The 24,778-nt window shown below is 65.9% G+C and carries 22 protein-coding genes; 6 read left to right on the top strand and 16 right to left on the bottom strand.

Translation table 11 applies throughout. The annotated features are described in order from the left end of the window. Positions 1 to 38 precede the first annotated feature (38 nt). From AAHE99_RS23350 to rsmB, 16 genes are all read right to left on the bottom strand, one after another. On the bottom strand, positions 39 to 1,328 hold the full coding sequence (locus AAHE99_RS23350; RefSeq protein ID WP_342119821.1) for an ABC transporter permease: 1,290 nt from the start codon (positions 1,326 to 1,328) through the stop codon (positions 39 to 41). 9 nt (positions 1,329 to 1,337) lie between these two features. Next, positions 1,338 to 2,252 carry an ABC transporter ATP-binding protein gene (locus AAHE99_RS23355; RefSeq protein WP_342119823.1) on the bottom strand — a complete coding sequence of 305 codons (915 nt, stop codon included), beginning with the start codon at positions 2,250 to 2,252 and terminating at the stop codon, positions 1,338 to 1,340. A gap of 80 nt (positions 2,253 to 2,332) precedes the next feature. Next, complete coding sequence (locus AAHE99_RS23360) at positions 2,333 to 3,616, bottom strand: EAL and HDOD domain-containing protein (protein ID WP_342119825.1); 1,284 nt, start codon at positions 3,614 to 3,616, stop codon at positions 2,333 to 2,335. Positions 3,617 to 3,671: 55 nt separating this feature from the next. Further along, complete coding sequence (locus AAHE99_RS23365; protein ID WP_342119827.1) at positions 3,672 to 4,457, bottom strand: class II glutamine amidotransferase; 786 nt, start codon at positions 4,455 to 4,457, stop codon at positions 3,672 to 3,674. A 72-nt stretch (positions 4,458 to 4,529) separates the two neighbouring features. Next, positions 4,530 to 8,126 (bottom strand): choice-of-anchor L domain-containing protein, encoded by a 3,597-nt coding sequence (locus AAHE99_RS23370; RefSeq protein WP_342119829.1) that lies wholly within the window; start codon positions 8,124 to 8,126, stop codon positions 4,530 to 4,532. Positions 8,127 to 8,201: 75 nt separating this feature from the next. After that, positions 8,202 to 9,536 (bottom strand): sensor histidine kinase, encoded by a 1,335-nt coding sequence (locus tag AAHE99_RS23375; RefSeq protein WP_342119833.1) that lies wholly within the window; start codon positions 9,534 to 9,536, stop codon positions 8,202 to 8,204. Next, complete coding sequence (locus tag AAHE99_RS23380; RefSeq protein WP_342119835.1) at positions 9,536 to 10,198, bottom strand: response regulator transcription factor; 663 nt, start codon at positions 10,196 to 10,198, stop codon at positions 9,536 to 9,538. The genes AAHE99_RS23375 and AAHE99_RS23380 overlap by 1 nt, the downstream gene beginning before the upstream one ends. A 167-nt stretch (positions 10,199 to 10,365) precedes the next feature. Beyond that, positions 10,366 to 10,752 (bottom strand): diguanylate cyclase, encoded by a 387-nt coding sequence (locus AAHE99_RS23385; protein WP_342119836.1) that lies wholly within the window; start codon positions 10,750 to 10,752, stop codon positions 10,366 to 10,368. Continuing rightward, positions 10,752 to 11,141 (bottom strand): YybH family protein, encoded by a 390-nt coding sequence (locus tag AAHE99_RS23390; protein ID WP_342119837.1) that lies wholly within the window; start codon positions 11,139 to 11,141, stop codon positions 10,752 to 10,754. Before AAHE99_RS23390 ends, AAHE99_RS23385 begins: the two co-directional genes overlap by 1 nt. 12 nt (positions 11,142 to 11,153) lie before the next feature. Next, positions 11,154 to 12,893 (bottom strand): GGDEF domain-containing protein, encoded by a 1,740-nt coding sequence (locus AAHE99_RS23395; RefSeq protein ID WP_342119839.1) that lies wholly within the window; start codon positions 12,891 to 12,893, stop codon positions 11,154 to 11,156. A gap of 56 nt (positions 12,894 to 12,949) precedes the next feature. Next, entirely contained in the window at positions 12,950 to 13,207 is a 258-nt protein-coding gene (locus AAHE99_RS23400; protein WP_342119841.1) for a BTH_I0359 family protein, read from the bottom strand. Positions 13,208 to 13,276: 69 nt separating this feature from the next. Then, a complete protein-coding gene (locus AAHE99_RS23405; RefSeq protein WP_342119843.1) occupies positions 13,277 to 13,645 on the bottom strand; it encodes a GTPase in 369 nt (122 codons plus the stop codon). Beyond that, complete coding sequence (locus AAHE99_RS23410) at positions 13,642 to 14,358, bottom strand: response regulator (RefSeq protein ID WP_342119845.1); 717 nt, start codon at positions 14,356 to 14,358, stop codon at positions 13,642 to 13,644. Before AAHE99_RS23410 ends, AAHE99_RS23405 begins: the two co-directional genes overlap by 4 nt. A gap of 100 nt (positions 14,359 to 14,458) precedes the next feature. Beyond that, positions 14,459 to 16,744: a sensor histidine kinase gene (locus AAHE99_RS23415; protein WP_342119848.1), complete on the bottom strand. Its 2,286-nt coding sequence runs from the start codon at positions 16,742 to 16,744 to the stop codon at positions 14,459 to 14,461. Next, positions 16,745 to 17,260, bottom strand: coding sequence for a DUF4390 domain-containing protein (locus AAHE99_RS23420; protein WP_342119850.1), 516 nt, complete (start codon positions 17,258 to 17,260; stop codon positions 16,745 to 16,747). It lies immediately after the preceding gene. Positions 17,261 to 17,342: 82 nt separating this feature from the next. Next, positions 17,343 to 19,070 carry a 16S rRNA (cytosine(967)-C(5))-methyltransferase RsmB gene (rsmB, locus tag AAHE99_RS23425; RefSeq protein ID WP_446728952.1) on the bottom strand — a complete coding sequence of 576 codons (1,728 nt, stop codon included), beginning with the start codon at positions 19,068 to 19,070 and terminating at the stop codon, positions 17,343 to 17,345. Between the two features lie 206 nt (positions 19,071 to 19,276). Here rsmB and argS point away from each other — a divergent pair, with 206 nt between their 5' ends. Genes argS through AAHE99_RS23455 form a run of 6 tightly spaced genes read left to right on the top strand, consistent with a single transcriptional unit; the run spans position 19,277 to position 24,764 of the window. Continuing rightward, positions 19,277 to 20,986: an arginine--tRNA ligase gene (gene argS / locus AAHE99_RS23430; RefSeq protein ID WP_342119851.1), complete on the top strand. Its 1,710-nt coding sequence runs from the start codon at positions 19,277 to 19,279 to the stop codon at positions 20,984 to 20,986. A gap of 15 nt (positions 20,987 to 21,001) precedes the next feature. Then, positions 21,002 to 21,697 (top strand): SPOR domain-containing protein, encoded by a 696-nt coding sequence (locus AAHE99_RS23435; RefSeq protein ID WP_342119854.1) that lies wholly within the window; start codon positions 21,002 to 21,004, stop codon positions 21,695 to 21,697. 12 nt (positions 21,698 to 21,709) lie between these two features. Then, positions 21,710 to 22,381, top strand: coding sequence for a thiol:disulfide interchange protein DsbA/DsbL (locus AAHE99_RS23440; RefSeq protein ID WP_342119856.1), 672 nt, complete (start codon positions 21,710 to 21,712; stop codon positions 22,379 to 22,381). A 3-nt stretch (positions 22,382 to 22,384) separates the two neighbouring features. Continuing rightward, complete coding sequence (locus tag AAHE99_RS23445; protein ID WP_342119858.1) at positions 22,385 to 23,158, top strand: SDR family oxidoreductase; 774 nt, start codon at positions 22,385 to 22,387, stop codon at positions 23,156 to 23,158. Beyond that, on the top strand, positions 23,155 to 23,967 hold the full coding sequence (locus tag AAHE99_RS23450) for a biotin--[acetyl-CoA-carboxylase] ligase (protein ID WP_342119860.1): 813 nt from the start codon (positions 23,155 to 23,157) through the stop codon (positions 23,965 to 23,967). The genes AAHE99_RS23445 and AAHE99_RS23450 overlap by 4 nt, the downstream gene beginning before the upstream one ends. After that, on the top strand, positions 23,964 to 24,764 hold the full coding sequence (locus AAHE99_RS23455; RefSeq protein ID WP_342119862.1) for a type III pantothenate kinase: 801 nt from the start codon (positions 23,964 to 23,966) through the stop codon (positions 24,762 to 24,764). The genes AAHE99_RS23450 and AAHE99_RS23455 overlap by 4 nt, the downstream gene beginning before the upstream one ends. Positions 24,765 to 24,778 lie beyond the last annotated feature (14 nt).

Here is a 24,778-nt window from a genome sequence, read left to right on the forward strand (position 1 = left end):
CGCCCCCGGGGCCCCCCCCCGGGGGGCCGCCCACCGGCTTACCGGTTTTGGGCGCGGAAGCGCCAGATCGCCAGCGCGGCAAACACCGCCGCAAACGCCAGCTGCACACCCGCAGTCTGCAACGCCACATCCATCCCCAGCCCGCGCCAGGTCATGGCATCCAGCCCGTCAACGGCCCAGCGCGTCGGCACCACCAGGGTTACCTGCTGCACCCAGGCCGGGAACACGAACGTCGGCACCCAGGCCCCACCCAGCATCACCAGGATCAAGGTCGCAAAGGTCGCCAGGCCGCGCGCCGCCTCCGGCGTCTTGCCGAACGCCGCGATCAGCAGCCCGAACGAAGCCGTCATCAGCGCAAACGCCACCACCACCAGCATAAAGCCCGGCACATTGGTGATCTGCACCTTGAAGATCAGCATTGCACAGGCAAAGATCGCCACCATCAAGGCTGCGGCAATCAGCGCGCCCGACAAGGCACGCGACACCAGCACCTGCGTCATCGTGATCGGCGCCGCCAGCAGGCGGTTCCAGATCCCCATGCGGCGCGCCAGCAGGATGCCGATGCCCACATCAATCCCCATGAACAGGATGAACTGCACGCCCATGCCTGCGAACGCGTGCGCATAGCCGTTGTACTTCGGCCCCGAGCTCAAGGCCTCGTCTTTGGTGGTGAACGGCACCGCCAGCGCGCCGCCGCCGGTAGCGACGGTGCGCTCGCTGCTGCCCGCCTTGGCCGCCTCGTGCTCCTGGTACTTCTTCAAGCTGCCCAGCAAGCCGGCCAGCGCCGCCTTGTCTTCCCCCTCGGGCACGCTTTCCAGGTTCTTCAGGCTCGTTTCAGTGAATTTGCTGCCCGACGCACCGCCCATTACCTCGCCCGTCACGGCCTGCATCACATGCTGGGTCAGCAGGCCCTTCACCATCGCCAGCACGGTCGATTGCGAAGGATCATAAAACAGCGGCAGTTCCGGCTTGCTGCCGGGCTGGAACAGCGACTGGCCGGCCGCATCGCCGAAGCCGGCCGGAATCACCACCGCCACCATCAGCTTGCCGCCGCGGACTTTGTCCTGCGCTTCCTGCTTGCTCAATTCATGGATCGTCAGGGTGGCGTCGGCTTTCAGCGCGGCGCCGATCTTTTGGCCGATCAGGCTGGTGTCTTCCTGCACCAGGCCGATCTCGATCTTGCTGTTGTTGCCGCTGCCGGCGCCGCCGAACAGGGAGCCGAAGAAGGCCGCCAGCACGATTGGCATCAGCAGGTTAAGCATCAGCGCGCGCTTGTCGCTCAGGTACAGAATCAGGTCCTTGCGGATCATTGCGAAAATTGCTGTCATCGGTATTCCTTAATCGCGCAGGGTGCGGCCGGTCAGGGTGAGGAAGATGTCTTCCAGTTTGGTGCGGGCGGTGGCGAAATGGGCCAGCGCGTGGCCCTGCTCGTCCAGCCAGCGCAGCACGGGTGCGGCATGCGCGCTGCCATGCAGGCTGATGTCGAGCGCCGCGCCGTCATGGCGCACACCCGCCACGCCGGGCAGGCCGGCCAGTGCTGCTACCAGCGCGTCGCTGGCTGCGCCACCCGCCAGCTCGACTTGCAGCGCGGCTTGCGCCGGCAAGCGGCGATACAGATCGGCCGGCGCCGCATCGGCCAGCACCTTGCCGTGGTCGATGATCACGATATGGTCGGCCAGGCGTTCCACTTCTTCCATGTAGTGGCTGGTGTAGATCAGCGAACGGCCCTGCGCCTTGAGCGCTTCCAGCGTGTCGAAGATGGCGTTGCGGCTTTGCGGATCGACGCCGACGGTCGGCTCGTCCAGGATCAGCAGCTGGGGATCGTGCAGCAGCGCGGCGGCGATGTTCAAGCGCCGCTTCATGCCGCCGGAGAAGGTGGATGGCTTGTCCTTGGCGCGGTCCGACAGGCCGACCAGCGCCAGCACTTCCCGCGCGCGCTGGTTCAGCGCTGCGCCCTTCAGGCCATACAGCGCGCCGAACAGCTTCAGGTTCTCGATGGCCGGCAGCTCCTCGTACAAAGCCAGGTCTTGCGGCACCAGGCCAAGCTTGAACTTGGCCGCGCTGGCGCCCTGCCCTACAGGTTCGCCGTCCAGCGTGACGCTGCCGCTATCGGCGTGGATCAAACCGCAGATCATGCTTACGGTGGTGGACTTGCCGGCACCATTAGGCCCCAGCAGGCCGACCGTCTGCCCGCGCTGCACCTTGAACGACACGCCGTCGACCGCGCGCCGTTCCCCGAAAGACTTACTCAAGCCGCTGACACTTAACACTTATTCCCCTCCACAAAAAAAACGGCGCCGCATCTGCGGCGCCGCTGCCGGTGCCTGCGCCTTCACAGGGCGTAGCGCACCACGTTGTCACTCCATTCGAATGCCGACATCTCCAGCTCCACCAGTTCTTCGGTGGAGATGGCCAGTTCCGCCAGGGCCGGCAGGATGCGGCTGTCCATATCTTCCAGCCGCTCGATGCACTCGGCCAGCTTGAGCAGGTCGCCGAAAAAGCCGCCGCGGAACACCAGCGCCTCGCCGACTTCGTCGCCCATTGGGATCTGCGCCAGGATTTCCTGCATCGGAATGCCGAACAGCGTATCCATCAGCGACATGATACCGACCGTGAACGCGATATCGGCCACATGGCGGTGCGCCGGGCGCAGCTTGGTGGCCAGCAGCTCCAGCAGGCGGCCGCGCGTGGTGGCCAGCATCAGCAACGGTGTCATCGAGTGGCCGCGCTTGCCCGGCTCCGCATACAGCATGATCTGCAGCCAGCGCTGCAGCTGGCGGCGGCCCAGGATATGCACCGCCTGGCTCAGGGAATCGATGCGCTGGCGCGCGCCGACCGCCGGCGTGTTCACCAGGCGCAGCAGGTTCAGCGCCAGCGACACGTCCTTCTTGATGGCGCGCTCGATCTCCGTGTTATCCGCTTCCGACGTCACGAGGGTCATCAGCTCCATCACCGCCATTTGAGACGGCGACAGCTTCTTGCCGCTCATGATCACCGGCTTGGCGAAGTAATAGCCCTGGAAGTAATCGCAGCCCAGGTCCAGGCAGTTCTTGAATTCGTCGCGGTTCTCGACCTTGCTGGCCACCAGCTTCTTGCCGTCCTGCTTGAAGCGCGGCGCCAGCTTGACCAGGCCGTCAAGCGGCATATCGCGCATCGACAGCTTCACGTACTCCACCATCGGCAGCACGCTCGCCAGCTGCGCCGATTCGGGATTGATGTCGTCCAGCGAGAAGCGGAAACCGTGGCTGACCAGTTCCGACATGCGCGCCACCACGTTCGGCGCCATTTCGGCGGCGCCGCTCACTTCCAGCACCAGCTTTTCGCGCGGCAGGAAGCCGAAGATATCGCTCAGGATGGCGTCGGCATCCACATTGACGAAGCCGATGGCGTCGCCGATGGTGCGCTCCATGCCCAGCTGGGCAGCGTGCGCCACCACGGCTGCGGTAGCGGAAATCGGGGTGGTGTTGATGTTGGCAGGACCTACCGGGGCGTTGCGAAAAAGCAACTCATAGCCAAACAGGGCCTGGTTCCGGTCCAAGATCGGCTGCCGGCCCAGATAGAACTCGCGCACTTTCAGGCTCTGGGAGGCCGCATCATTGCTGGAAAGGTCGATCATAGGGAAATTCCTGACGTGTCCTGTAATTTTGACATCAAATCTTTCCCATGTCTGTCTAAATTTGCTCGAAGTCCCGTTTCTGCGGCAGGCCGTCCACAAAGCATTTCATCTCGCCCGGAGTGAAAGGAGTCCATTGCTCATTAGTAGTCAATGGCTGGGTCACGATCACCGCCACCCGGTCATTCGGCGTGGTCACCTGGGAGAAGTCCACGCTCAGGTCTTCGTCCGACAGCTTGGCCTTGTCGAACGGATGCTGGCGCACGATGTAGTGCAAATGGGTCGAGCAATGCGCAAAGAGCGCGCGGCCGTCGGACAGCATCATGTTGAAGGTGCCGTGGGCGGCGATGCTGCGCACCGTCTTTTCCACCTGCGCGCGCAGCATCGGCAGCGGCGGGCAGGTATCGCCAAAGCGTTCGCTCAGTTCCTGCAGGATCAGGCAAAACGCCTGTTCACTGTCGGTGGTGCCGACCGGGCGGAATGGCCCGTGCAGCACCGGCGCGAACTCCTTCAGGTCGCCGTTGTGGGCAAACACCCAGTAGCGGCCCCACAGCTCGCGCACGAAAGGGTGGCAGTTTTCCAGCATCACCTCGCCCTGCGTAGCCTTGCGGATGTGGGCGATCACGTTCTTGGACTTGATCGGGTAATTCTTGATCAACTCCGCGATCGGCGAATGGATGGCGGCCTGATGGTCGACGAAATGGCGCACGCCGGCGCCTTCGAAAAAGGCGATGCCCCAGCCGTCATGATGGGTATCGGTGTGGCCGCCGCGCAGGGCGAAACCGGTGAAACTGAACACAATGTCGGTCGGGACATTGCAGTTCATGGCAAGAAGCTGACACATGCTGGAGGGGTTCTCATTCGGGACAACCCCTCCATTACACACCAGCGCGCCGGCTTTGTCATGTCCCGCGCCTCAAACTGCCCCCAGATCCGCAGCGGACAAGGACGGCGCGCCAACCAGCTGGGCGAATTGCACGGCCGCCCCCTTGCCGCTGCCATCCGCATCGTAGTACAAGGCACCGCTGCTGGTGTTGTACAGGATGTAGTCGTTGCTGTCGGCAGCCAGGCCGTCGGCGCTGGCGCGGAAGTTGGCCGCGGCCAGGGGCACGCCCACCGCCAGTTTCTTGAACACCGCATTCTCCAGCTGGATCATGTCGACGCCGGCCTGGAAGTCGGCAATGGTGTCCAGGTTGTTGCTGGCACTGAGCGGGGTACTGTCGAAGCGGAAGAGATCGGCCCCGGCGCCGCCTTCCAGCCAGTCGTTGCCAGCCCCGCCGGCCAGCGTATCGGCCCCCTCGCCGCCACGCAGCACGTCATTGCCGGCCAGGCCGGACAGGTAGTTGGCGCCCGCATTCCCGTACAACTGGTTAGCCAGCCCATTACCAGTGCCGTTCAGGGCCGCGCTGCCGCTCAGCACCAGCTGCTCCAGGTAGCTGCCCAGGGTGTAGCTGATGCTGCTCTGTACCGTGTCCACGCCGCCGGCATCGAGCTTGCTCTTGGCGCTCACGGTTTCCAGCACCTTGTCGCCGGCGTCATCGACTACGTACCGGTCGTCGCCGGCGCCGCCCAGCATGGTGTCGGCGCCGCTGCCGCCGTCCAGCATATCGTTGCCGCCATCGCTGGCCAGCGTGTCGTTGCCGCCCAGGCCGTACAGCAGGTCGGCGTAGGCCGTGCCGCTCAGCGTGTCGGCGCCGGCGCTGCCTTGCTGGTAGCCCGCCACGACGGCACTGGCGGCGCTGCTGACGCTCTCCAGCGTGCCGTGGCCGTCGGTATAGCTGGCCACTACCTGGATCGACTTGCCGACCAGCGCGCTGTTCAGGAGCAGGCTGGCGCCGCTGGCATTGGCGATGGCGTTGCCGTCGGCCAGCCATTGGTAGGCCACGGCGCCCAGGCCGTCGGCATCGGCCAGCGTGTGGCTGGCGCTCAGCGTCTGGCCTTGCTGCGCCAGGCCGCCAAGACTGACGCTGCCGCTTGGTGCGTCGTTCAGGTTAGCCACCGCTGCCGTGGCGGCACTGGTCACCGCTTCGGCAAAGCCCAGGCCATCGGTATAGCTGACCTGCACCGCAATGGCCTGCCCCACCTGCGCTTCGGCCAGCGCCAGGGTGCTGCCGCTGGCGCCGGCAATCGCCTGGCCGTCGGCAAACCACTGGTAGCTGAACGTGCCCAGGCCATCGGCGTCGGCCAGCGTGCTGCCGGCGCTCAACAGCTGTCCTTGCAGCGGCGTGCCGCTGATGCTCACGCTGCCGCTCGGCGCGTGGTTGACCGGCGCCGGGGCGGCGGCCAGCACGAACAACTGGCTGGCGTCGAGCACGGCGCCGGACGGGTCCTGCACCTGGTAAGTCAGCTCGACCGGTCCGGCATAGCCCGGCGCCGGCACGAAGGTCCAGCTGCCGTCGCCATTGTCGTGCAGGGTGCCATGGCCATCGCTGGCCAGGTTACTGACCTGCAGCGGGTCACCATCCGGATCGCTGAAGCCTTGCAGCAGCACGGCGGCGCTGATCACATAGTCGCTGCCGGCCTGGCCCGCGGCCAGCACCGCCGCCGGGCTGCCGACCGGCGCCTGATTCAGCGCCACGCTCAAGCTGCCGATGCTGGGCGACAGCACGACATCCAGGCCGCTTTGCACATCCAGCCAGATCGCTTCGATCGCCGCGACACTGCCGGCATCCTTGATGGTGTCATTGCGGTCCCAGATTTCATGCACCAGCGGATTGGCCGGGTCCAGCCCCAGCAAGCTGGCAATCTGCGCCTCGTCCGCCAGGTCCAGTACCGTGTTCTGGCTATGCGCCAGCAGCATGGCTTGCGCCAGCGCCATGCCGCTCTCGTCGCCGCCCAGCGACGTCAGCACCGCGACCTGCACCATGCGCTTCTCGACCGCCAGCGCCGCGCTGTCGGCGGGGTTGGCCTGCAGCGCAGCCCAGGCATCGTAATGCAGCAAGTCGAGCCCGGACGCCAGGCCCAGTGTCGCCTTCACCAGCATGCTGGCCTCGTTCGGGCTGGCGCCCAGCCCGATCGCGTCTTGCAGCAGTGTGGTCAGCGGATTCATCACGCTGGCGCCGGCCGGCGCCACCAGTTGCAGCAGCGTGATCGCAAAGTCGCCATCGACCGGCGGGTTGATGTACTTGGCCGCGCTTTGCAGGGTGGCGGCCTGGCCGGCCAGGTCCACATAGCTGGCCGCGACGGTAATGTTCGCCCCCACCAGCGCCGCACCGACGGCCAGCGTGGCGCCGGATTCCGCCAGCGCGACGCCGTCGGCAAACCACTGGTAGGACAGCGTGCCGGGCGCCACGCCATCGGCATCGGACACCGTGGCGCTCAGGGTCTGGCCCTGGCTGCCGATCCCGCTCAGGAACAGGGTGCCTGGCGCATTGGCGGGCGGCTGCGGGCCGCCGCTGCTGGTCGGCGCGACGCTGCCATCGGCGCCCAGGCTCCACAAGCCATCGCTGAACTGGGCGAACTCCACCGCCGACAGCAGGTCGCTGCCTTCCGCGGCCGACGTCACGCTGTACTGGCCGCTGGCGGCATTGAAGCTGATGGCATACCCATCCTTGCTGCCGGCAAACACGGCGGTGTCGCTATCGGCGCCGCCGTCCAGCAGGTCGTCGCCGGCATCGCCTTTCAGCTGGTCGTTGCCGCTGCCGCCATACACATCGTCGTTGCCGCTGCCGGCGACCACGATATCGTCGCCGCCGCCGGCATACACCGTGTCGTCGCCGGCCTGCAGGTCGAAGTATTCATCCTTGGCGCTGCCGGTGCAGCTGTCGTTGCCGCTGCTGCCGCCGCCGGTGCTGGACACCACGCCTGAACCGGGAATGGCGCCGGCCGACAAGTTGGCGAGGAACACGCCGCTGTCGTAAATATGGTCGCCGGTGTCGGCGATGCCGATCTTGATATGGTTGCTGGCGCCGGCATTGATCGGCGCCACGATCTTCAGCACGTGGCTGACACCGTCGTACTCGATGGGCAGCACGCCGCCCGCATTGTCCTGGAAATAGCCGGCCGCCAGGTTGGCACTGACCACCGACAAGGGGTGATTCGGGTCATGATTGAACAGCGCGTAATTGACGCCGTTGACCATTACCACCGCCGAATCGACGAACTGGTCGACCCATTCCGGGAATTCGTCGGAACCGAACACCAGGTCGAAACTGATCGAGCTGGCGTTCGGGTCGCTCACGGTAAAGTCGAACGACAGCGTGGTGGCGTCGTAGGACTGGGTCTGGAATACCGTATTGACCACGGCATCGATATCGGCGTCGCCGGCGCCGGCATTGTCGGTGCCGAACCAGGTCTGGCTGTTGCTGGTGCCCGGCGTAGTGCCCGAAGTCAGCAGCAGGCCGGCGCCGATGCCGAGCGCCGCCAGCGAACCGTCGTAGTAGTTGACCGCCGCCGGCCCGCTGGCCTGCACCGCGATCGAGGCTGGGTTGATCTGGATGCCGGCATTGGGTGCCAGCAGGGCATTAGCCAGCGTGGTGCCGGCAGTACCCGCATAAGGTGTAAAGATAGCCATGATGAGTCCCTTCGTCTGTGCTTTGGCGCCACCGTGGCGCACCGTCAGCACCGACTATACGAACGCAACATGAACTCAAGCTGAAGGTGGCGGCAGGCTCACACTGGCCTGGAAACCGCCCAGCGCAGGCGAGCGGCCAAAGCGCAGCGTGCCGCCATAGGAGGCCACAATGCCGGCCGCAATCGCCAGGCCGAGGCCGGAGCCGGCCACCGATTCGTCCAGCCGCACGCCGCGCTGGGCCAGGCGCGCCAGGTCGGCCTCGGCGCAGCCGGGGCCGTCGTCCTCCACCGTCAGTTGCAAGGGGGCGCCACCGCGCCCGCTGAGCAGCACGCGCCGGTGCGCCCATTGGCAGGCGTTGTCCAGCAGGTTGCCGCACAATTCGAGCAAGTCTTCGCGGTCGCCGTGAAATTGCAGGCCCGGCGCCACCTCGCAGCGGATGTCCAGCCCGCGCTCGCGGTACAGCTTGCGCAGCGTGGCGCACAGCGCCGCCAGTTCGGCGCCCAGGTCCAGCGCCGCGCCGGTGCTGCGGCCGCCGGCCACGCGTGCGCGCCGCAATTCGCTGTCGATGCGCTGGCGCAGCAATTGCACCTGGGCCGCCAGCTTTGGCCCCAGTTGCGGGTCGTGCCGCACGCGTTCGTCGTCTGCCATATGGGTCAGCACCGACAACGGCGTTTTCAAGGCATGCGCCAGGTTGCCCAGCGCCTCGCGCGAGCGCTTCAAGCGCTGGGTGAGCAGCGCCAGCAGACGATTCACTTCCCGCACCAGCGGCCGCACTTCGGCCGGCACCCGCTCGCCCAGTTGCTCGATCTCGCCGCGCTCGAGCCGCCCCACATCGACCTGCACCCGCCGCAGCGGCGCCAGCGCCCAGCGCACAATCCCCACCTGCAGCACCACCAGCAGCGCAAACATGGCCAGCGACACCCGGGTATAGCGCTGCATCAGCGCGCCGAAGGCCTGCTCCAGCGGGCGCAAGTCGCTGGCAATGGCAATCGTCACGGCACGGCCCTGGAACTGGTAGCCGCTACTGCTTTGCAGCAGCGCCTGCCCCTGCGGGCCGGGCACCGTGGCAAGCTGGCGCTCGCCGGCGGCCAGCGGCGCCACCGCCAGCGTGTCGCCGCCCAGCGAGGGCGAGCGCAGCAGCGGCTTGCCCGCCACCATGATCTGGAAATAGCGCCCCGATGAGCGCGACAGGAAGACCGGATCGAAATGGGTGATCGCCAATTGCGGCCCGCCGTCCGGCACCACGGTCAGGCCGCCCCACAGCTCATCAGCGTCCTGCGCCAGCTCGCCGGCGATGTAGTCGCGCATCACCGTTTCCAGCGCGGCCCCGGTCAGCGAGCGCTGCACGGCGAATACTGCCGCCAGGCTGAGCAGCAAGCCAGCCACCAGGGCCGCCAACAGCGAGCGCATTACCGCTCCGCCCCGAACACATAGCCCTGGCCGCGGCGGGTGGTGATGCAAGCGGGGCCGAGCTTGTTGCGCAAATGGTTGACGTGCACTTCCAGCACATTGCTGTCATGCTCGGCATCGTTGTCGTAGACGTGCTCGCTCAAATGGGTTTTCGACAGCACCTGGCCCGGATGCAGCATGAAGTAGCGCAGCAGGCGGAATTCGACGCCCGACAGCGGCACCAGGCGGCCATGCGCCAGCACCGCCTGCTTGCCCTCGTCCAGCGCCAGGCCGCCCGCCGTCACCGTGCCGCCGGCCTGGGCATGCGCGCGCCGGATCAGCGCCCCCAGCCGCGCCGCCAGCTCTTCAACATGGAACGGCTTGGCCAGGTAGTCGTCGGCGCCGGCCTGCAAGCCATCCACCTTGTCGCGCCAGGAGTCGCGCGCCGTCAGGATCAGCACCGGCACGCTATTGCCGCGTGCGCGCCAATGGCGCAGCACCTCCAGGCCGGGGCGCTGTGGCAAGCCCAGGTCCAGCACCACCGCGTCATAGGACCATTCGGTCGCCAGGTATTCCGCATCGACCCCATTGCCGGCCAGGTCGACCGCATAGCCGCGCTGGGTCAGGTCATCGCGCAAGCGCCGCGCCAGTTCGCCATCGTCTTCCGCCACCAGGATTTTCACGCCGCCTCCCCGCGGCCCCACCGGTGGGCCGCTGGCTTCGACTATCGGCGCGCTGACGCGACAAATCCATGCGCTGGATCAAATCGCGCTGCGGTTGGCGCCGCAGGCGCAAGGTGACAGGCCTTACCTTAGAGCAAGTTCGTGCGGCTCCCGCAACCCATCGGCATTCAAGACTCCTCCGCAAAGTTGAGCTCAACGCCGTTGCCTGCCGGGTCCTGGAAGAAAATCTGCAGCACCCGCGTTTCCGGCACCACTGCGGTGCGGAACACGATGCCGCGCCGCGCCAGTTCGCGCTCATAGGACGGGTGGCCGGTGCAGCGGAAAGCCGCGTGGTCAAAGGTGCCTGCACTGTGGGCCGGGCGCACTTCCGCCGGGCCGGCCTCGGACAGATGCAGCACGGCTTCCGGGCCGGCGTACAGCCAGTAGCCGAAACTGCGGAATGGCGGACGCGGGCCGACTTCCAGGCCGACCACATCGCGATAAAAATCGCGCAATTCGTCGAGCAGCGCGCGCGGCGCGCGCAGGTTGTAGTGGCTGAATCCGACGGCTGGCATTACGTCACCGGCTGCAGGGTATGCGCGTCGCGGGCCAGCCGCCAGCGGCCGTCGGCACCCTTGCGGTAAACCGTCACCCGGTGCCCTGCCAGCCGCGTCGCCGCACCGCCCGCGCGCGGCGTCACGCTCAGGCTGTCGTGGCACACGGAATAGGCGACGTCGCCCGCAATCACCACATCATCCACTTCACTGGCGCAATTGATCACGAGCTCCTTGTGCGCCCCGGTGAACGTGGCCTCGAAGACTTCCCTGCCGAACGGCGCGCCGCCCGGACCGACCAGCACTACATCGTCCGTCACCATGGTGAGCAAGCGGGCAATATCGCCGGCGTTGACGGCCTTGATCCACGTCTCCATAAAGTCGTGAATTTCGCTTCGTTCAGCTGCCATCTGGTCTCTCCTTCAGCTTTCAACACGGTTGCGGCCATTTTCCTTGGCGCGGTACAGCGCATCGTCGGCCCGCTTGCACAAACTGTCAAGCCGATCACCCCTGGCCGAGAGTTGCGACAAGCCAATACTGATGGTCGGCTTCAAGTCCGGCGCAATATCGCTGCAATCGAGTGCCTGGACGGCGGCGCGCATCCGCTCGGCGATTTCGCGCGCCTGGTCCGGCGCGGCATCGCGCAACAAGGCGCTGAATTCTTCGCCCCCCATGCGGCCCACGGTATCGCTCGGGCGTATCGCCTGGCGCAAGGCATGCGCCACCCGCTGCAGCAGCACGTCGCCCGCCGCGTGGCCGTAGGTGTCGTTGACCTTCTTGAAGAAGTCGATGTCCAGTCCCGCCATCGCCAGCGTGCCGCCGCTTTGCTGGGCATGGGCCAGCGCGGCTTCCGCCAGCGCCAGGAAGTGGCGCCGGTTCGGCAGGCGCGTCAGCTCGTCGGTGAGGGCCAGCTCGCGCATGGTGCGCGCCAGCTTGACCTGGCGCGACATCAGCAGCGCCAGGGCGCCAATGCCGCCCAGCGCCAGCAGCAAGGCCGCCAGTTGCCAGTGCCGCGCCGATTCCGCGCTGCGCAGCTCACGCTGGGCCAGCTCGTTCTCGCGCGCCAGCACCTCGTTCTGGCGCTGTTTCTGTTCGGAGTCAAACAGCACGCGCAGGCGCGTCGTGCGTTCGTCCAGTAGCTGGTCCTGCAGCTTCTGGCGCACCACCTGGTAGTCGCCGCGCGCATTGAAGGCTTCGCGCCAGTCGCCCAGCGCAGCCAGCACTTGCGCCCTTTCGTCGTGGATCGTTTCCAGGAAGCGCAGGTTGTTTTGCGACAGGAAGAATGCGCGCGCGGCGTCGATATCGGGCAAGGCCTGGGCATAGCGCCCGGCGCGTTTCAGCGCCACGCCGCGCGACAGGCGGAATGCCGCCAGGTCGTCCGGAGCGGCGTCCTTGCCGTAGCGCCGCTCGACGTCGCCCAGCAGCCGTAGCGCATCTTCGTGGCGCCCCAGCTTGGACAGCACCACCGCGACCGCCTTTTCGTCGAAGGCGATGTCTTCGTTTACGCCGCGCTTGCGGTCCAGCTCCAGCGCGCGCTGCAGGTATTGCAGCGCCTCGTCCAGCTTTCCCTGGCTTTCCAGCGTCGAGCCGATGTTGAACAGGTCCGTCGCCTGTCCCTGCACGTTGCCGGCAGCCTCGTTGGCCGCCAGCACTTTGCGGTAATGGGCCAGGGCATTGTCATAGTCTTTGACGTTGCGGTCGGCGTACAGGTTGGCAATCGCGCCCAGCGCATAGACCTGGCGGGCCGGCGTACCGACTTCCAGTTCCAGCTGGTAGGCTTCCTTCAGGTCGGAGATGGCAGCGGCGTACAGGCCGCGCAAGCCGTTCTGCTCCCCGCGCAAGGCCAGCGCCAGCGCCAGCAAACGCTGCAGGCTGCGGGTGCGCGCCTCGCTGACCGCGGCCTCGTACTGGACCAGCGCCTGCTCGTTGCGGCCCGCCCGCTCTTCCGCATAGCCATCGCAAATGCGCAGGTGCAGCGCCAGGTCGGGCTTGGCGCCCGGCTGCAGCTGGCGCACGCGCTCACGGGCGGCGGCGGGATCGACGGCAGCCAGCTCCATGCAGTTTTCGCCCTGGGCAAAGCGGGCGGCGGCAGCGGGATCGGGCATTGGGGCGTCAGCCCTGGCCGGGGCGGACGCCAGGGCGAGGAGGAGAATGGGCAGCATTTTCATGGCCGCCCATTGTGGGGCAAGGTCTTGCCCCTAGGAAGGGTACTGTGAACTTAGTGCAACAGCACGGGCTGGCTCATCAGCGCTTCGTAACTGCCCAGGAAATCGTCGATCTCCTCGATGGTCGGCTCGCTGGCAATCAATTCGTTAACATCGCGGCGGAAGGTCTGTGCCATGACTCCGGCAATGAAGATTTCGCGTTTGCCGCCTTTGTCGACGATCTCGTAACCGCCGAAGCGCAAGGCTTCCAGGCTACGGTCCGCGCCAAATTCGACCACACTGTATTGCTCGCTGTTGTATATGAGATTCATATGGCTTCCTTCACAGTTCCGTTACCAAACCGAGATGGGGCTGTGGTCCGCCGAATTCAAGCGGCCAGTTCATACGGCCAGTTCGGGCTCCAGGCGCAGCAGGGCGTCGTAAGGAGCCGCGGCAAGCATGGCGCGCAGGCGGTCGACATGGGTGGCGTCCGCCAGGCTGATAAAGAGCTGCGCCGGGGGACGGCGCAAGAGACGATTCAATGTAACACGCAAAACCAGGTTACCGGCGCAGCATAGGCAGCCGGGAGCGATGCGCAGCACCTGCGGCTGCCATGCCGGAGGGTCACTTTCATCATACACCAAAGGGGAATTGCCGTCGGCCAAACCTTCCAGGATGATGGCCGTGGGAACGCCAGGCGACAAAACGGCCGCGATCGCGTTCTCACGCGCCGCGGCCGTTGCTCCTGTTACCAGCGTGGTCGGGGTCAAGCCTGGTTCTTCTTGGACAGCTTGCCGGGCTCCACGCCCAGTTGTTTCAGCTTGCGGTACAGGTGGGTGCGTTCCAGCCCGGTCTTCTCGGCCACGCGGGTCATGCTGCCGCCTTCGCGGCCCAGGTGGTGTTCGAAGTACATGCGCTCGAACGCGTCGCGCGCTTCGCGCAGCGGCAGGTCGAACGACAGGTTGAAGATCGGGTTGTCGCCATTGACCGCACGCGCCATGCCCAGGTTATGGGTCACCGGCTGCTGCGCCACCTGCGCCTGGCCAAAGCCGCTGCTTTCCTCGGCCGGCGCCGGCATTACCGGACGCGCCGCCATCACCGGCGCGCGCACGGCTTCCTGGGCGCGGCTCAGGCCAGCCTGCACCGCCTTCAGCAGCTTTTGCATCGCAATCGGCTTCTCCAGGAAGTTCAGAGCGCCGATGCGCGTTGCCTCCACCGCGGTATCGATGGTGGCGTGGCCGGACATCATGATCACCGGCATGGTCAGCAAGCCATCGCGCTGCCATTCCTTCAGCAGCGTAACGCCGTCCGTGTCGGGCATCCAGATGTCGAGCAAGACCAGGTCGGGCGCCCCGGCGGCACGTGCCTGGCGTGCCTGCTGGGCGTTTTCCGCCAGCGTGACCGCGTGGCCTTCGTCGCCCAGGATTTCCGAGAGCAACTCCCGGATGCCCATTTCATCATCTACTACCAGAATGTTTGCCATGTATCCCTTGCCCCTTCCCTCTTTTTTATCGCTTTCTACGCAGGCATTCTATACCTGTCGGCGCGACATTGATTTTATTAGTTCAACAATATTATGCCAACTACACCGGCGCCAACTTTAACAGCAAAATTAGCACCGAGGCACCACTTCTATCGTCACGGTTCTGGATATCGATCCTGCCCCCGTGTTCCTCGATAATTTTTTTCACCATCGCCAGGCCCAAACCGGTGCCCTTCGCCTTCGAAGTCACGTACGGTTCAAAGGCGTTTGCCAGGATTTTAGGCATGAAGCCGGGGCCATTGTCCGAGATCGAAAGGCGCACCGCAATACGGGTGCCGCCGTCCGCGCTCTGGTAGATGATGCCCTCCGTGACCACGTCGATGCGCGGCTCGGCGTCGGCAGGCGGATGCTCCTGCAGCGCGTCCTGCGCATTTTGCAGCAGGTTGTGGATCACCTGGCGCAATTGGGTCTCGTCGCCCATCACCATGGGCAGGGCCGGCGCCAGGTGGGCGTGGATGATGTCGTTGCCCTCCCCGCTGATGTACAGGTGCAGGATCTCCTCGACCAGCGAGTTCAGGTCCAGCGGCTGCAGCACGGCAGGCGGGGTGCGGGCGTAATCGCGGAAGTCGTCCACCATGCGTTTCATGGCGGAGACCTGGTTGACGATGGTGGTGGAGGCTTTGTTGAGCAATTCCACATCGGGGCCGGACAGCTTGGATTCAAGCTTCATTTGCAGGCGTTCCGCCGACAGCTGGATAGGCGTCAGCGGGTTCTTGATTTCGTGGGCCAGGCGGCGCGCTACTTCGCCCCAGGCGATCGAGCGCTGGGCTGAGATCACGTCGGTGATATCGTCGAACACGACGATGTAGCCGGCGCCGGTTTCCAGCGGCAGGCGCGAGCCGCGCGTCAGCAGGATCAGTTCATTTTCGTCGGCACTGCCGGGCGGGCGCGGGATCTCGATCTGGCGCTGCCAGTGCAGGCGCGCCACGTTGCGGCCGGCGGCGGTCTGCGCGCTCTGCGCCGAGAAGGCGTTGATGATGGCGGCGGCGAATTCCTGCATGCCTTCGACCTGGGCCAGCGGCTGGCCGATCAGGGTCACGCCGGCGTGCTGCAGGATGCGCTCGACCGAGTCGTTGCAGGTGACCAGGCGGAATTCGGAGTCGAGCACCATCACCCCCGCCGACATGTTCGCCAGCACCGATTCCAGGTGGGCCTTGGCGTTCTGCAGCGCGATGCGGTTGCGCTCCACCGCGCTGCGCGCTTCGGACAGCTGGCGCGTCATGGTGTTGAAGGATTGGGTCAGCGTGCCCAGTTCGTCCGAGCTGGCGACGATCGGGCGCGGCGACAGGTCGCCCTCTGCCACGGCGCGGGTACCTTCGGCCAGCAGCAGCAGCGGCTGCGCCAGGTCGTTCGCGATCAGGAAGGCGGCGGCAATCGCGCCGAACACCGCCAGCAGCAGGGTCAGGGTCAGCGTCTCGGTGTACATCTTGCGCAGGCCCTGGCGCGCCACGTAGCGCTCCTTGTATTCGGAGAAGGCGGTGCGCAGCATTTCGCCGTTGCTGGCCAGCTTCTGCGGCACGGCCTGGATGATCTGCAGGTAGCGCGGCGCCAGGTGCGCGCCGGACGGCTGCACCGGATCGGGAATGGCCATCAGCACGCGCAGGCGCAGCACGCTGTTGGCGTCCGGCGGCGCCGGCGGCGGCGCGCCGACGCGGTCGTCGCGCAGCTCGCCGCCGCCTTCGTAGGCGGCATAGGAAGGGTCTTCCTTGGCCTTGTTCAGCATGGCGGCGCTTGGCAGGTCGGCCGACAGGTTGACGCGGCGCTCGCCCATGGCGGAAACAATCAGGCCGCCGTCGGCGTCGACAATGATGGCGCTCTGCGTGCCGGGGTGGCGGCGCACGAAGCGCGCCAGCGTGGCCGGGGCGGCATAGAACGGGTCTTCCGCCAGCTGGCGCACGGTGCCGCGCGCCTGGGCTTCCAGTTCGGCCAGCGATTCGTCCAGCGCGGAGCGGCCCAGGTCCAGGCCCGCGTCCAGCGCCTCCTCGACCCGGACGTTGAACCAGGAATCGATGGAGTGCGACACGAACTGCACCGACACCAGGAAGATCACCAGCCCGGGCAGCACGCCGATGGCGGCAAACAGCACCACCAGCCTTGTCATCAGCTTGGAGCCGAACTTGCCGCTCTTGTAGCGCGAATAAAGACGGAACAGGGACACGCCGACCAGCAGCACCAGCGCCACCGCGACGGAGGCGTTCAGGCCAAGCAGCCAGCCGTAATAGCGGTCGAAGAAGCCGGAGTTGTCGGACGCGGAGGCCAGCAGGAACAGCAGGATGCTGCAAATCGCGCCGGCGACGACAAACAGGTACCTGAGGGCAGACTTCACTTACTCAGCCCTGTACTGGAAGGTTTTTTTGTTGGACGCCAGGCGCCACTCGCTGTTGTTGAAGGCATTCACCTGGATCGGCTTGGGCAGGTAATCCTTGTCCATGCCCATGCGCAGGGTCACGTTATACGTTTTGCCCACCTCCAGGGCGCCGCGCGGTGCCACTACCCAGCGGGTAGGACGGCGGATGAAAAACAGTGCTTCGTCCAGCGTGGCGAAAGGCTGCGCCACCGAGCCGATGATCTTGACGTGGTACTGGCGGGTCAGCACGTCGTACCACAGTTTGTGGGTGCGCTTGGCGGTGACGGCTTTTTCGTCGAACCAGTACCAGCGCGGGCGGGTGAAGCTGATTTCAGTGGTGAAGTGCAGCGAGACGCCGGACTGCACGGCGTCTTCCAGGCCGTGGCTCAGCTCAAAGGAATAGTTGGCGGACAGGCGGTAGCCCTCTTCCGCCGCTTCGATATAGGCGCGCGTGATCTCCACCGATTCATCGGAGGCACGGGCGGCGTGCGGCAACGCACACGCAAGCGTTAACAGCAACTGCCAGCAAAGGAGTCGAAAAAATCTTTGGATCACTTGCCTGGTGCTCGTCAAAGGGTCACGCATCTTTCCGGAACAATGCGTAGAACAATCCATCGTGATCCTGCTCGGCGCCGCCCAAAGGCAGCAATTGGCCGGGTGCATCGAGGCGGGTGGCGCGGTTGCGCACCGCGAAAGCGGCCGCCTGCGCCTCGGACTCCTGCGGCCACAACGAACATGTCACGAACAGCAATTTACCACCGGGGGCGAGCATTTTCCAAAGATTGTCGAGAATTTGCGACGAAAGTGTTGCAAGTTGACGGGTGTCGCTCTTGCGGCGCAGCCAGCGGATATCCGGGTGGCGGCGCACGATGCCGGAGGCGGTGCAGGGCACGTCGGCCAGGATACGGTCGTACTGCTGGCCGTCCCACCAGGCGTCGGTTTGCGCTTCAGCGGGCTGCAGGGTTGCCTGCAATTGCAGGCGGTCCAGGTTTTCCTGCACGCGTTGCAGGCGCTTTGGATCGGCGTCCAGCGCTGTCAAATTGACATCGGCCAGTTCCAGGATGTGGCAGGTCTTGCCGCCGGGGGCGGCGCAGGCGTCGAGCACGCGCATGCCATTTTGTACATCCAGCAGCGGGGCTGCCAGCTGGGCGCCGGCGTCCTGCACCGAGACGTCGCCTTCTGCGAAGCCTGGGATTTGCTGGACCGGGACCGGCTTGGCCAGGCGGATCGCGGATGGGCCGATCTGCTGCGCTTCAATGCCTTCCGCGGCCAGGCGCGCCAGGTAGTCCTGCGCGCTGGTGCGGCGCACGTTGACGCGCAGGGTCAATGGCGGGGCTTCATTGCCGGCGGCCAGCAGCTCCTGCCATTGTTTTGGATAGGCGGTGATGACGGCGTCGATCCACCATTGCGGGTAGTTGTATTTGGCCTCTGGATGCTCCAGCGCTTCTTCCATCAGCACGTCTTTCTCGCGCAGGAAGCGGCGCAGCAGGGCGTTGACCATGTTTTTCGCGCGCGCGGTGTCCGGGTGGGAACCTGCGGCGGTGACTGCCTGGTCGACCACGGTGAAGGCTTCGTATGGTGCTGGGCTGCCGTCGGCTGGCACGATCAGCGGCAGCGCCACCGACAGCAGGGCTGCCACCATCGGGTCCGGCGCTTTTTCCGCCATGAAGCTGATCAGCATCTCGCTCAGGGCCAGCTGGCGCATGGCGCGGTAGCTGATGTCCTGGATTGCGCCGCGGGCTTGCGGGGTGGCGTTGTTGTTAGCAAAAATGCCAGCCAACGCTTGCGGCAGCGCTACGCCTTGCTGGACTTGCACCACGGCGCTGGCGGCGCCCAGCATGGCAAATGCCAGGGAGTCCTGTTTCAGGTCTGCCTTGAAATCGGTCTGGACCCGCGGTTTCAGGTCGCGGTGGTGGCTTTCGCGCACGGCTGGCTTGCCTGCAGGAGCGCGCGATGGCGCGCCTGCCCCGGATGCCGCGGGCTTGCGCGCGCCCCAAGGCGAGCCGGAAGCGGCGCCCTCACCGCGAGTATCGCGGTCGCCGCGCTTGCCGTGCTCCGAACGCGAATCATTGCGGAACTCGGCGCCTTCCCGACGCCCGAAGCCACGCTGGCCACCCTCGCCGCGCAATTCGCGGTCGCCGCGCGGGCCGAAGCCACCCTCGCCTCCCTGGCGTGGGCCGGCAGCGCGTGCGCCACCCTTGGCACCCTCCCCGCCCGTACGAGGCGCCTTGCCAGCCGGCGCAGCCGGTTTCGCCGGTTTCGCCGAAGGTTTGAGGGATAAAGTTGGGCGCTCTTTCTTAGTCATTGCAATCCTGTCATCGCGCCCGCCAGCCGGCGGAGCGGCCGGGGAGGCCGTCTATTCGCGGAAAATCTGTGAAAACCACGATTGTAACCGGGATGGCACCCGTAACCCCTTGTTTTGACCCGATTTACCCGCTCTGGCAAACAAGTATAATGTCCCACTTTCAGACGTTTATATAGAGGCAGGCCAAGCGCCGCCCAGCCATCCACATGCTCGCCCAACAAAAGCAAGAGATCATTTCCCTGTTCCAGGCCGCCCTGAACCCTATCCTGGAAGGTTCCGACGTTAAAGCCAACGTAGTGCTGGAACGCCCACGCGACGCCAGCCACGGCGACGTGGCCTGCAATATCGCCATGCAGCTGGCCAAGCAGCTGAAAATGAACCCGCGCGAACTGGCGCAAAAGATCGTCACCGCCCTGCAGGAAAACCCAGCCGGCAAGCAGCTGGTGGCCGCCGCGGAAATCGCCGGCCCAGGCTTCATCAACCTGCGCGTGACCGACGCCGCCAAGCAGTCCGTCGTGAAGACCGTGCTGCAGCAAGGCGCCGCCTTCGGCCAGAGCGAAGCGCTGGCCGGCAAGAACGTCATCATCGAATTCGTCTCCGCCAACCCGACCGGCCCGCTGCACGTAGGCCACGGCCGCCAGGCGGCCCTGGGCGACGCCCTGTCCTCCCTGTTCGAAGCGCAAGGCGCCAAGGTCACCCGCGAGTTCTACTACAACGACGCCGGCGTGCAGATCCAGACCCTGGCCACCTCGGTCCAGTGCCGCGCCAAAGGCTTCAAGCCGGGCGACGCCGAATGGCCTGAATCGGCCTACAACGGCGACTACATCGCCGACATCGCCGCCGACTTCCTGGCCAAAAAGACCGTGTCCGCCTCCGACGGCCAGCCGGTCACCGGTTCGGGCGACGTGGAAGACATCGAAAACATCCGCGCCTTCGCAGTGACCTACCTGCGCAACGAGCAGGACATCGACCTGCAAGCCTTCGGCGTCAAGTTCGACAACTACTACCTGGAATCCTCGCTGTACTCCGACGGCAAGGTGGAGAAAGCCGTGGAAGCGCTGGTCGCCAACGGCCACACCTACGAAGACGGCGGCGCCCTGTGGCTGCGCACTACCGACTACGGCGACGACAAGGACCGCGTGATGCGCAAGACCGACGGCGGCTACACCTACTTCGTGCCGGACGTCGCCTACCACATCGTCAAGTTCCAGCGCGGCTTCACCCAGGCCATCAACGTGCAGGGCTCCGACCACCACGGCACCATCGCCCGCGTACGCGCCGGCCTGCAAGCCGTCGGCCTGGGCATCCCGCAAGGCTTCCCTGACTACGTGCTGCACAAGATGGTCACCGTCATGAAAGACGGCGCCGAGGTGAAGATCTCCAAGCGCGCCGGCTCCTACGTCACCGTGCGCGACCTGATCGAATGGTCCGGCGGCGGCGACATCACCAAGGGCCGCGACGCAGTGCGCTTCTTCCTGATCTCGCGTAAAGCCGACACCGAATTCGTGTTCGACGTCGACGTCGCGCTCAAGACCTCGGACGAAAACCCGGTCTACTACGTGCAGTACGCCCACGCGCGTATCTGCCGCATGCTGGAAAACTGGGGCGGCGACGAAGCCACCGTGGCCAACGTCGACCTGTCGCCGCTGACCGCGCCGACCGAAGCCACCCTGCTGGCCGCACTGGCCCAGTACCCTGAAGTACTGGCCCGCGCCCAGGCCGAACTGGGCCCGCACCAGGTAGCCTTCTACCTGCGCGACCTGGCTGCAGCGCTGCACTCGTTCTACTTCGCCGAAAAAGTACTGGTGGAAGACGAAGCCACCAAGCTGGCCCGCGTGGCGCTGATGGTCGCCACCCGCCAGGTGCTGCGCAACGGCCTGGCGCTGATCGGCGTATCCGCTCCTAACCAAATGTAAGGATGTAAGGACCACATGGCATTTCGCTCCCTGCGCAGCTTGCGTTCGCAACAAGGCAACACCCTGGTTGGCATCGTCATCGGCCTGGTTATCGGCCTGGTCATCGCGGTCGTGGTCGCGCTGATGATCACCAAGGGCCAGTCCCCGTTCTCCGAGCGCAGCCCGGGCAAGAACGGCAAGCCGGCCGATGAAGCATCCGGCCAGATCGCCGATCCGAACAAGCCGATGTACGGCAGCAAGGACGCCGTGCGCAAGGCCAACAGCGAGTTCGAACGCGATGCGGTGAAGCCGCCGCCGGCCGACGAACTGCAGAAGGTGGTGGATACCATCCAGTCGCAAGGCCATGCTCCGGCCAAGCCGGCGGCACCAGCCCCGGCGCCGGCCGCCACCTCCCCTGCCGCCCCGCCGCCAGTCAACAGCGCCGCACCGCCGGCGCAAGCGGCGGCGCCAACGCCAGCGCTGCCGGGCGAAGAGAAGTTCGTGTACTACCTGCAGGCCGGCGCCTTCCGCGAAGCTGCCGATGCGGAAAACACCCGCGCCAAACTGGCCCTGCTGGGCTTTGAGGCCAGCGTGTCCGACCGCAGCACCGATGCCGGCGTGCTGCACCGCGTGCGCATGGGTCCTTTCACCCAGGTGGAAGCCATGAACAAGGTGCGCGCCAAGCTGTCCGAGAACGGTATCGACGTCGCCGTCGTCCGCAACCAGAAATAAAGGGGCAGCACGATGAAACTCTTCAAGCAGATCCTGGCTGCGGCCATGTGCAGCTTTGCAATCGGCGCCGGCGCATCGCCCGCCGCACCGGCTGCCGGTGAAGAATACGTCGTGCTGATCGAACCGCAGAAGACCGACACCGGCAAGAAGGTGGAGGTCATCGAGTTCTTCGCCTATTACTGCCCTCACTGCTACGCGCTGGAACCGGCGCTGGCGGCCTGGGTCAAAAAACAGGGCGACAATATCGTCTTCAAGCGCGTACACGTGAGCAAAGGGCCCAACGTGCTGCCGCAGCAAAAGCTGTTCTTCTCGCTGTCGGCCCTGGGACTGCTGGAACAGAACCACCAGAAGGTGTTCGACGCCATGCACGTCGATAACAACCCGCTGCGCAGTGATGCGGCGGTGATCGACTGGGCCGCCAGCCGCGGCATCGACAAGAACAAATTCGCGGAAACCTATAACGGCATGGGTGTGGCGGCCATGGTGCGCCGCGCTGACCGCATGATGGGCGATTACCGGGTCGATTACTGGCCGATGCTGTTCGTCGATGGCAAGTACATGACCTCCCCTGCCGAAGCGAATAAGCGCGTCAATCCTTTGCCGGACGATGAGGCGGGACTGCATGCCAATGCGCTGCAGGTGCTGGACTTCCTGGTCGCCAAAGCCAAGGCGGAGAAGAAGTAAGCCTTGAAGCGCGTCTTCATCACCGGCGCTTCCAGCGGCATCGGCGCGGCTTTGGCGGCGTATTACGCAGCCCAAGGCTGCACGCTTGGCCTGCTGGCGCGCCGCGGCGATTCCCTTGCGGCGCTGGTCGCCTCCTTGCCCAATCCTGGGCTGCACCGCGCCTATCCGGCCGACGTGACCGACCACGCTGCAGTGCGCGCGGCGGCTGAATCGTTCCTGGCTTATGCCGGCGGCTGCGATATCGTCATCGCCAGCGCGGGCATTTCCCACGGCACCATCACCGAACAGGCGGACGACTTGCCGGTGTTTGCATCCATTATCGCTACCAATGTCACGGCTACCGTCGCGACCTTTGCGCCCTTCGTGGCCGCCATGCGCGCGCAGGGCACGCCGGCGCGCCTGGTCGGTATCGGCAGCGTGGCGGGCGTGCGCGGTCTGCCGGGCGGCGGCGCTTACAGCGCGTCGAAGGCGGCGGTACGTACCTACTGCGAATCGCTGCGGGTTGAATTGCGCGGCAGCGGGGTCAAGGTGGTGACCATCGCGCCGGGCTATATCGATACGCCGATGACGCAGAAGAACAAGTACGCCATGCCGTTCCTGATGCCGCCCGCCGATTTCGCGGCCTCTGCCGCGCGCAGCATTGAGCGCGGCGCCAGCTACCGCGTGATCCCGTGGCAGATGGGCGTGCTCGCACGCATGCTGCGGATGCTGCCGAACTGGCTGTACGACATGGCTTTCGCCAAGGCGCCGCACAAGGCGCGCAAGGGTTCGCAATGAACGCATCTCCCCTCGCCGCCGAGGCCATTCACGCGCAGGTTGCGGCCAGCGCTTCGCATGTCGCCATCGAAGTCGTGGCCGAAACCGGCTCGACCAACGCCGACCTGCTGGCACGTGTGCCTTCCGCTGCCGGGCCACGTGGTCCGATGCTGCGCGGCCCGGTGCTGCGCGTCGCCGAGCTGCAAACCGCCGGCCGTGGCCGCGCAGGCCGCAGCTGGCTGTCGGCGCCAGGCGCTTCGCTGACCTTCTCGGTTGCGTGGCCGTTCCGCGCGCCGCTGCATCGCATGGTCGGCTTGCCGCTGGCTGTCGGCGTGGCGGTTGCCGAAACCCTGGCCGGCCTTGGCGTGCCAGTGCAGCTGAAATGGCCGAACGATGTACTGAAAGACGGCGCCAAACTGGCCGGCATCCTGGTCGAGACCCAGTCCGCCCCGGACGGCGCGATCTGGGCGGTGATCGGCTGCGGCATGAATCTGCTGATGCCGGACGAACTGGAAGCCGCCATCGGACGCGAAGTATCTTCCGCGCCCTGGCTGGCGCAGATGGACCGCAACACCTTGCTGGCGCAGCTGCTTAGCCGCCTGTGCGCGGTGCTGGCCGAATTCGACGACACCGGCTTCGCCGCCTTCACCGAACGCTGGAATGCGCTGCAAGCCTGGCGCGGCCAGCCGGTGCGGCTGCTGGACCAGGGCGAAGTCCAGCAGGAAGGCCTGGCTGCCGGCGTCGACGACCAGGGCCGCCTGCTGCTCGACACCCCGGCCGGCCGTGTCGCCGTGCTGTCGGGTGATGTTTCGCTGAGGCTCGCACCATGAATTACGACCTGCTGATCGACGCCGGCAACACCCGCATCAAATGGGCCCTCGCCGCCCCCGGCGCCGCCCTCGGCGACTGGCACGCCCAAGGCGCCCACATGCACGCCGACGCCGCCGACCTCCCCCCCGCGCTGGCTGAGGCCGTGTCCCGTCTGGGGTGTGACCCCATGGGGGACACGGGCTCGGCGGTGGGCGCGATTGGGCGGGTGCTGATCGCCAATGTGGCGGGGCAGGCGGTGCGCGACATGTTGGCGGGCTGGCTGGCGGCGCCGCAGCTGGGCATCTCGCCGCAAGCCATCGAATGGTTCGCCTCGGTGCCACTGCGCGCGGGCGTGCGCAACGCCTACCGTAATCCTGCGCAGCTTGGGTGCGACCGGTTTGCGGCGGCCATTGGCGCGCACGCGCTGGCGCCGGGCAAGGCTATCGTGGTGGCCAACTGCGGCACCGCGACCACCATCGATGCCATCACGGCCGACGGCACCTTCCTGGGCGGCATGATCCTGCCCGGCCTGGGCCTGATGGCCAGCAGCCTGGCGAAAAACACCGCCCAGCTGCCGCAGATCAAGCCGGGCAAGCTGCCGGAAGGCTTCGCCAACAACACCGATGACGCCATCCTGACTGGCTGCCTGGCCGCGCAAGCCGGTGCGGTCGAACGCGCATTTGAGCTGCACCAGGCCGTAGAATGTATTATTTCCGGCGGCGCCGCGCCGTATATCGCGCCAGCGGTCCCCGTACCGCACCGCCATGTCGAAAATATTGTAATGATTGGCCTGCACGCCGTACTGCGCAGCGCCTGACCCGGATGGAGTAC

It is taken from the genome of Pseudoduganella sp. OTU4001 (assembly GCF_038440195.1).
Lineage (GTDB): Bacteria > Pseudomonadota > Gammaproteobacteria > Burkholderiales > Burkholderiaceae_D > Rugamonas.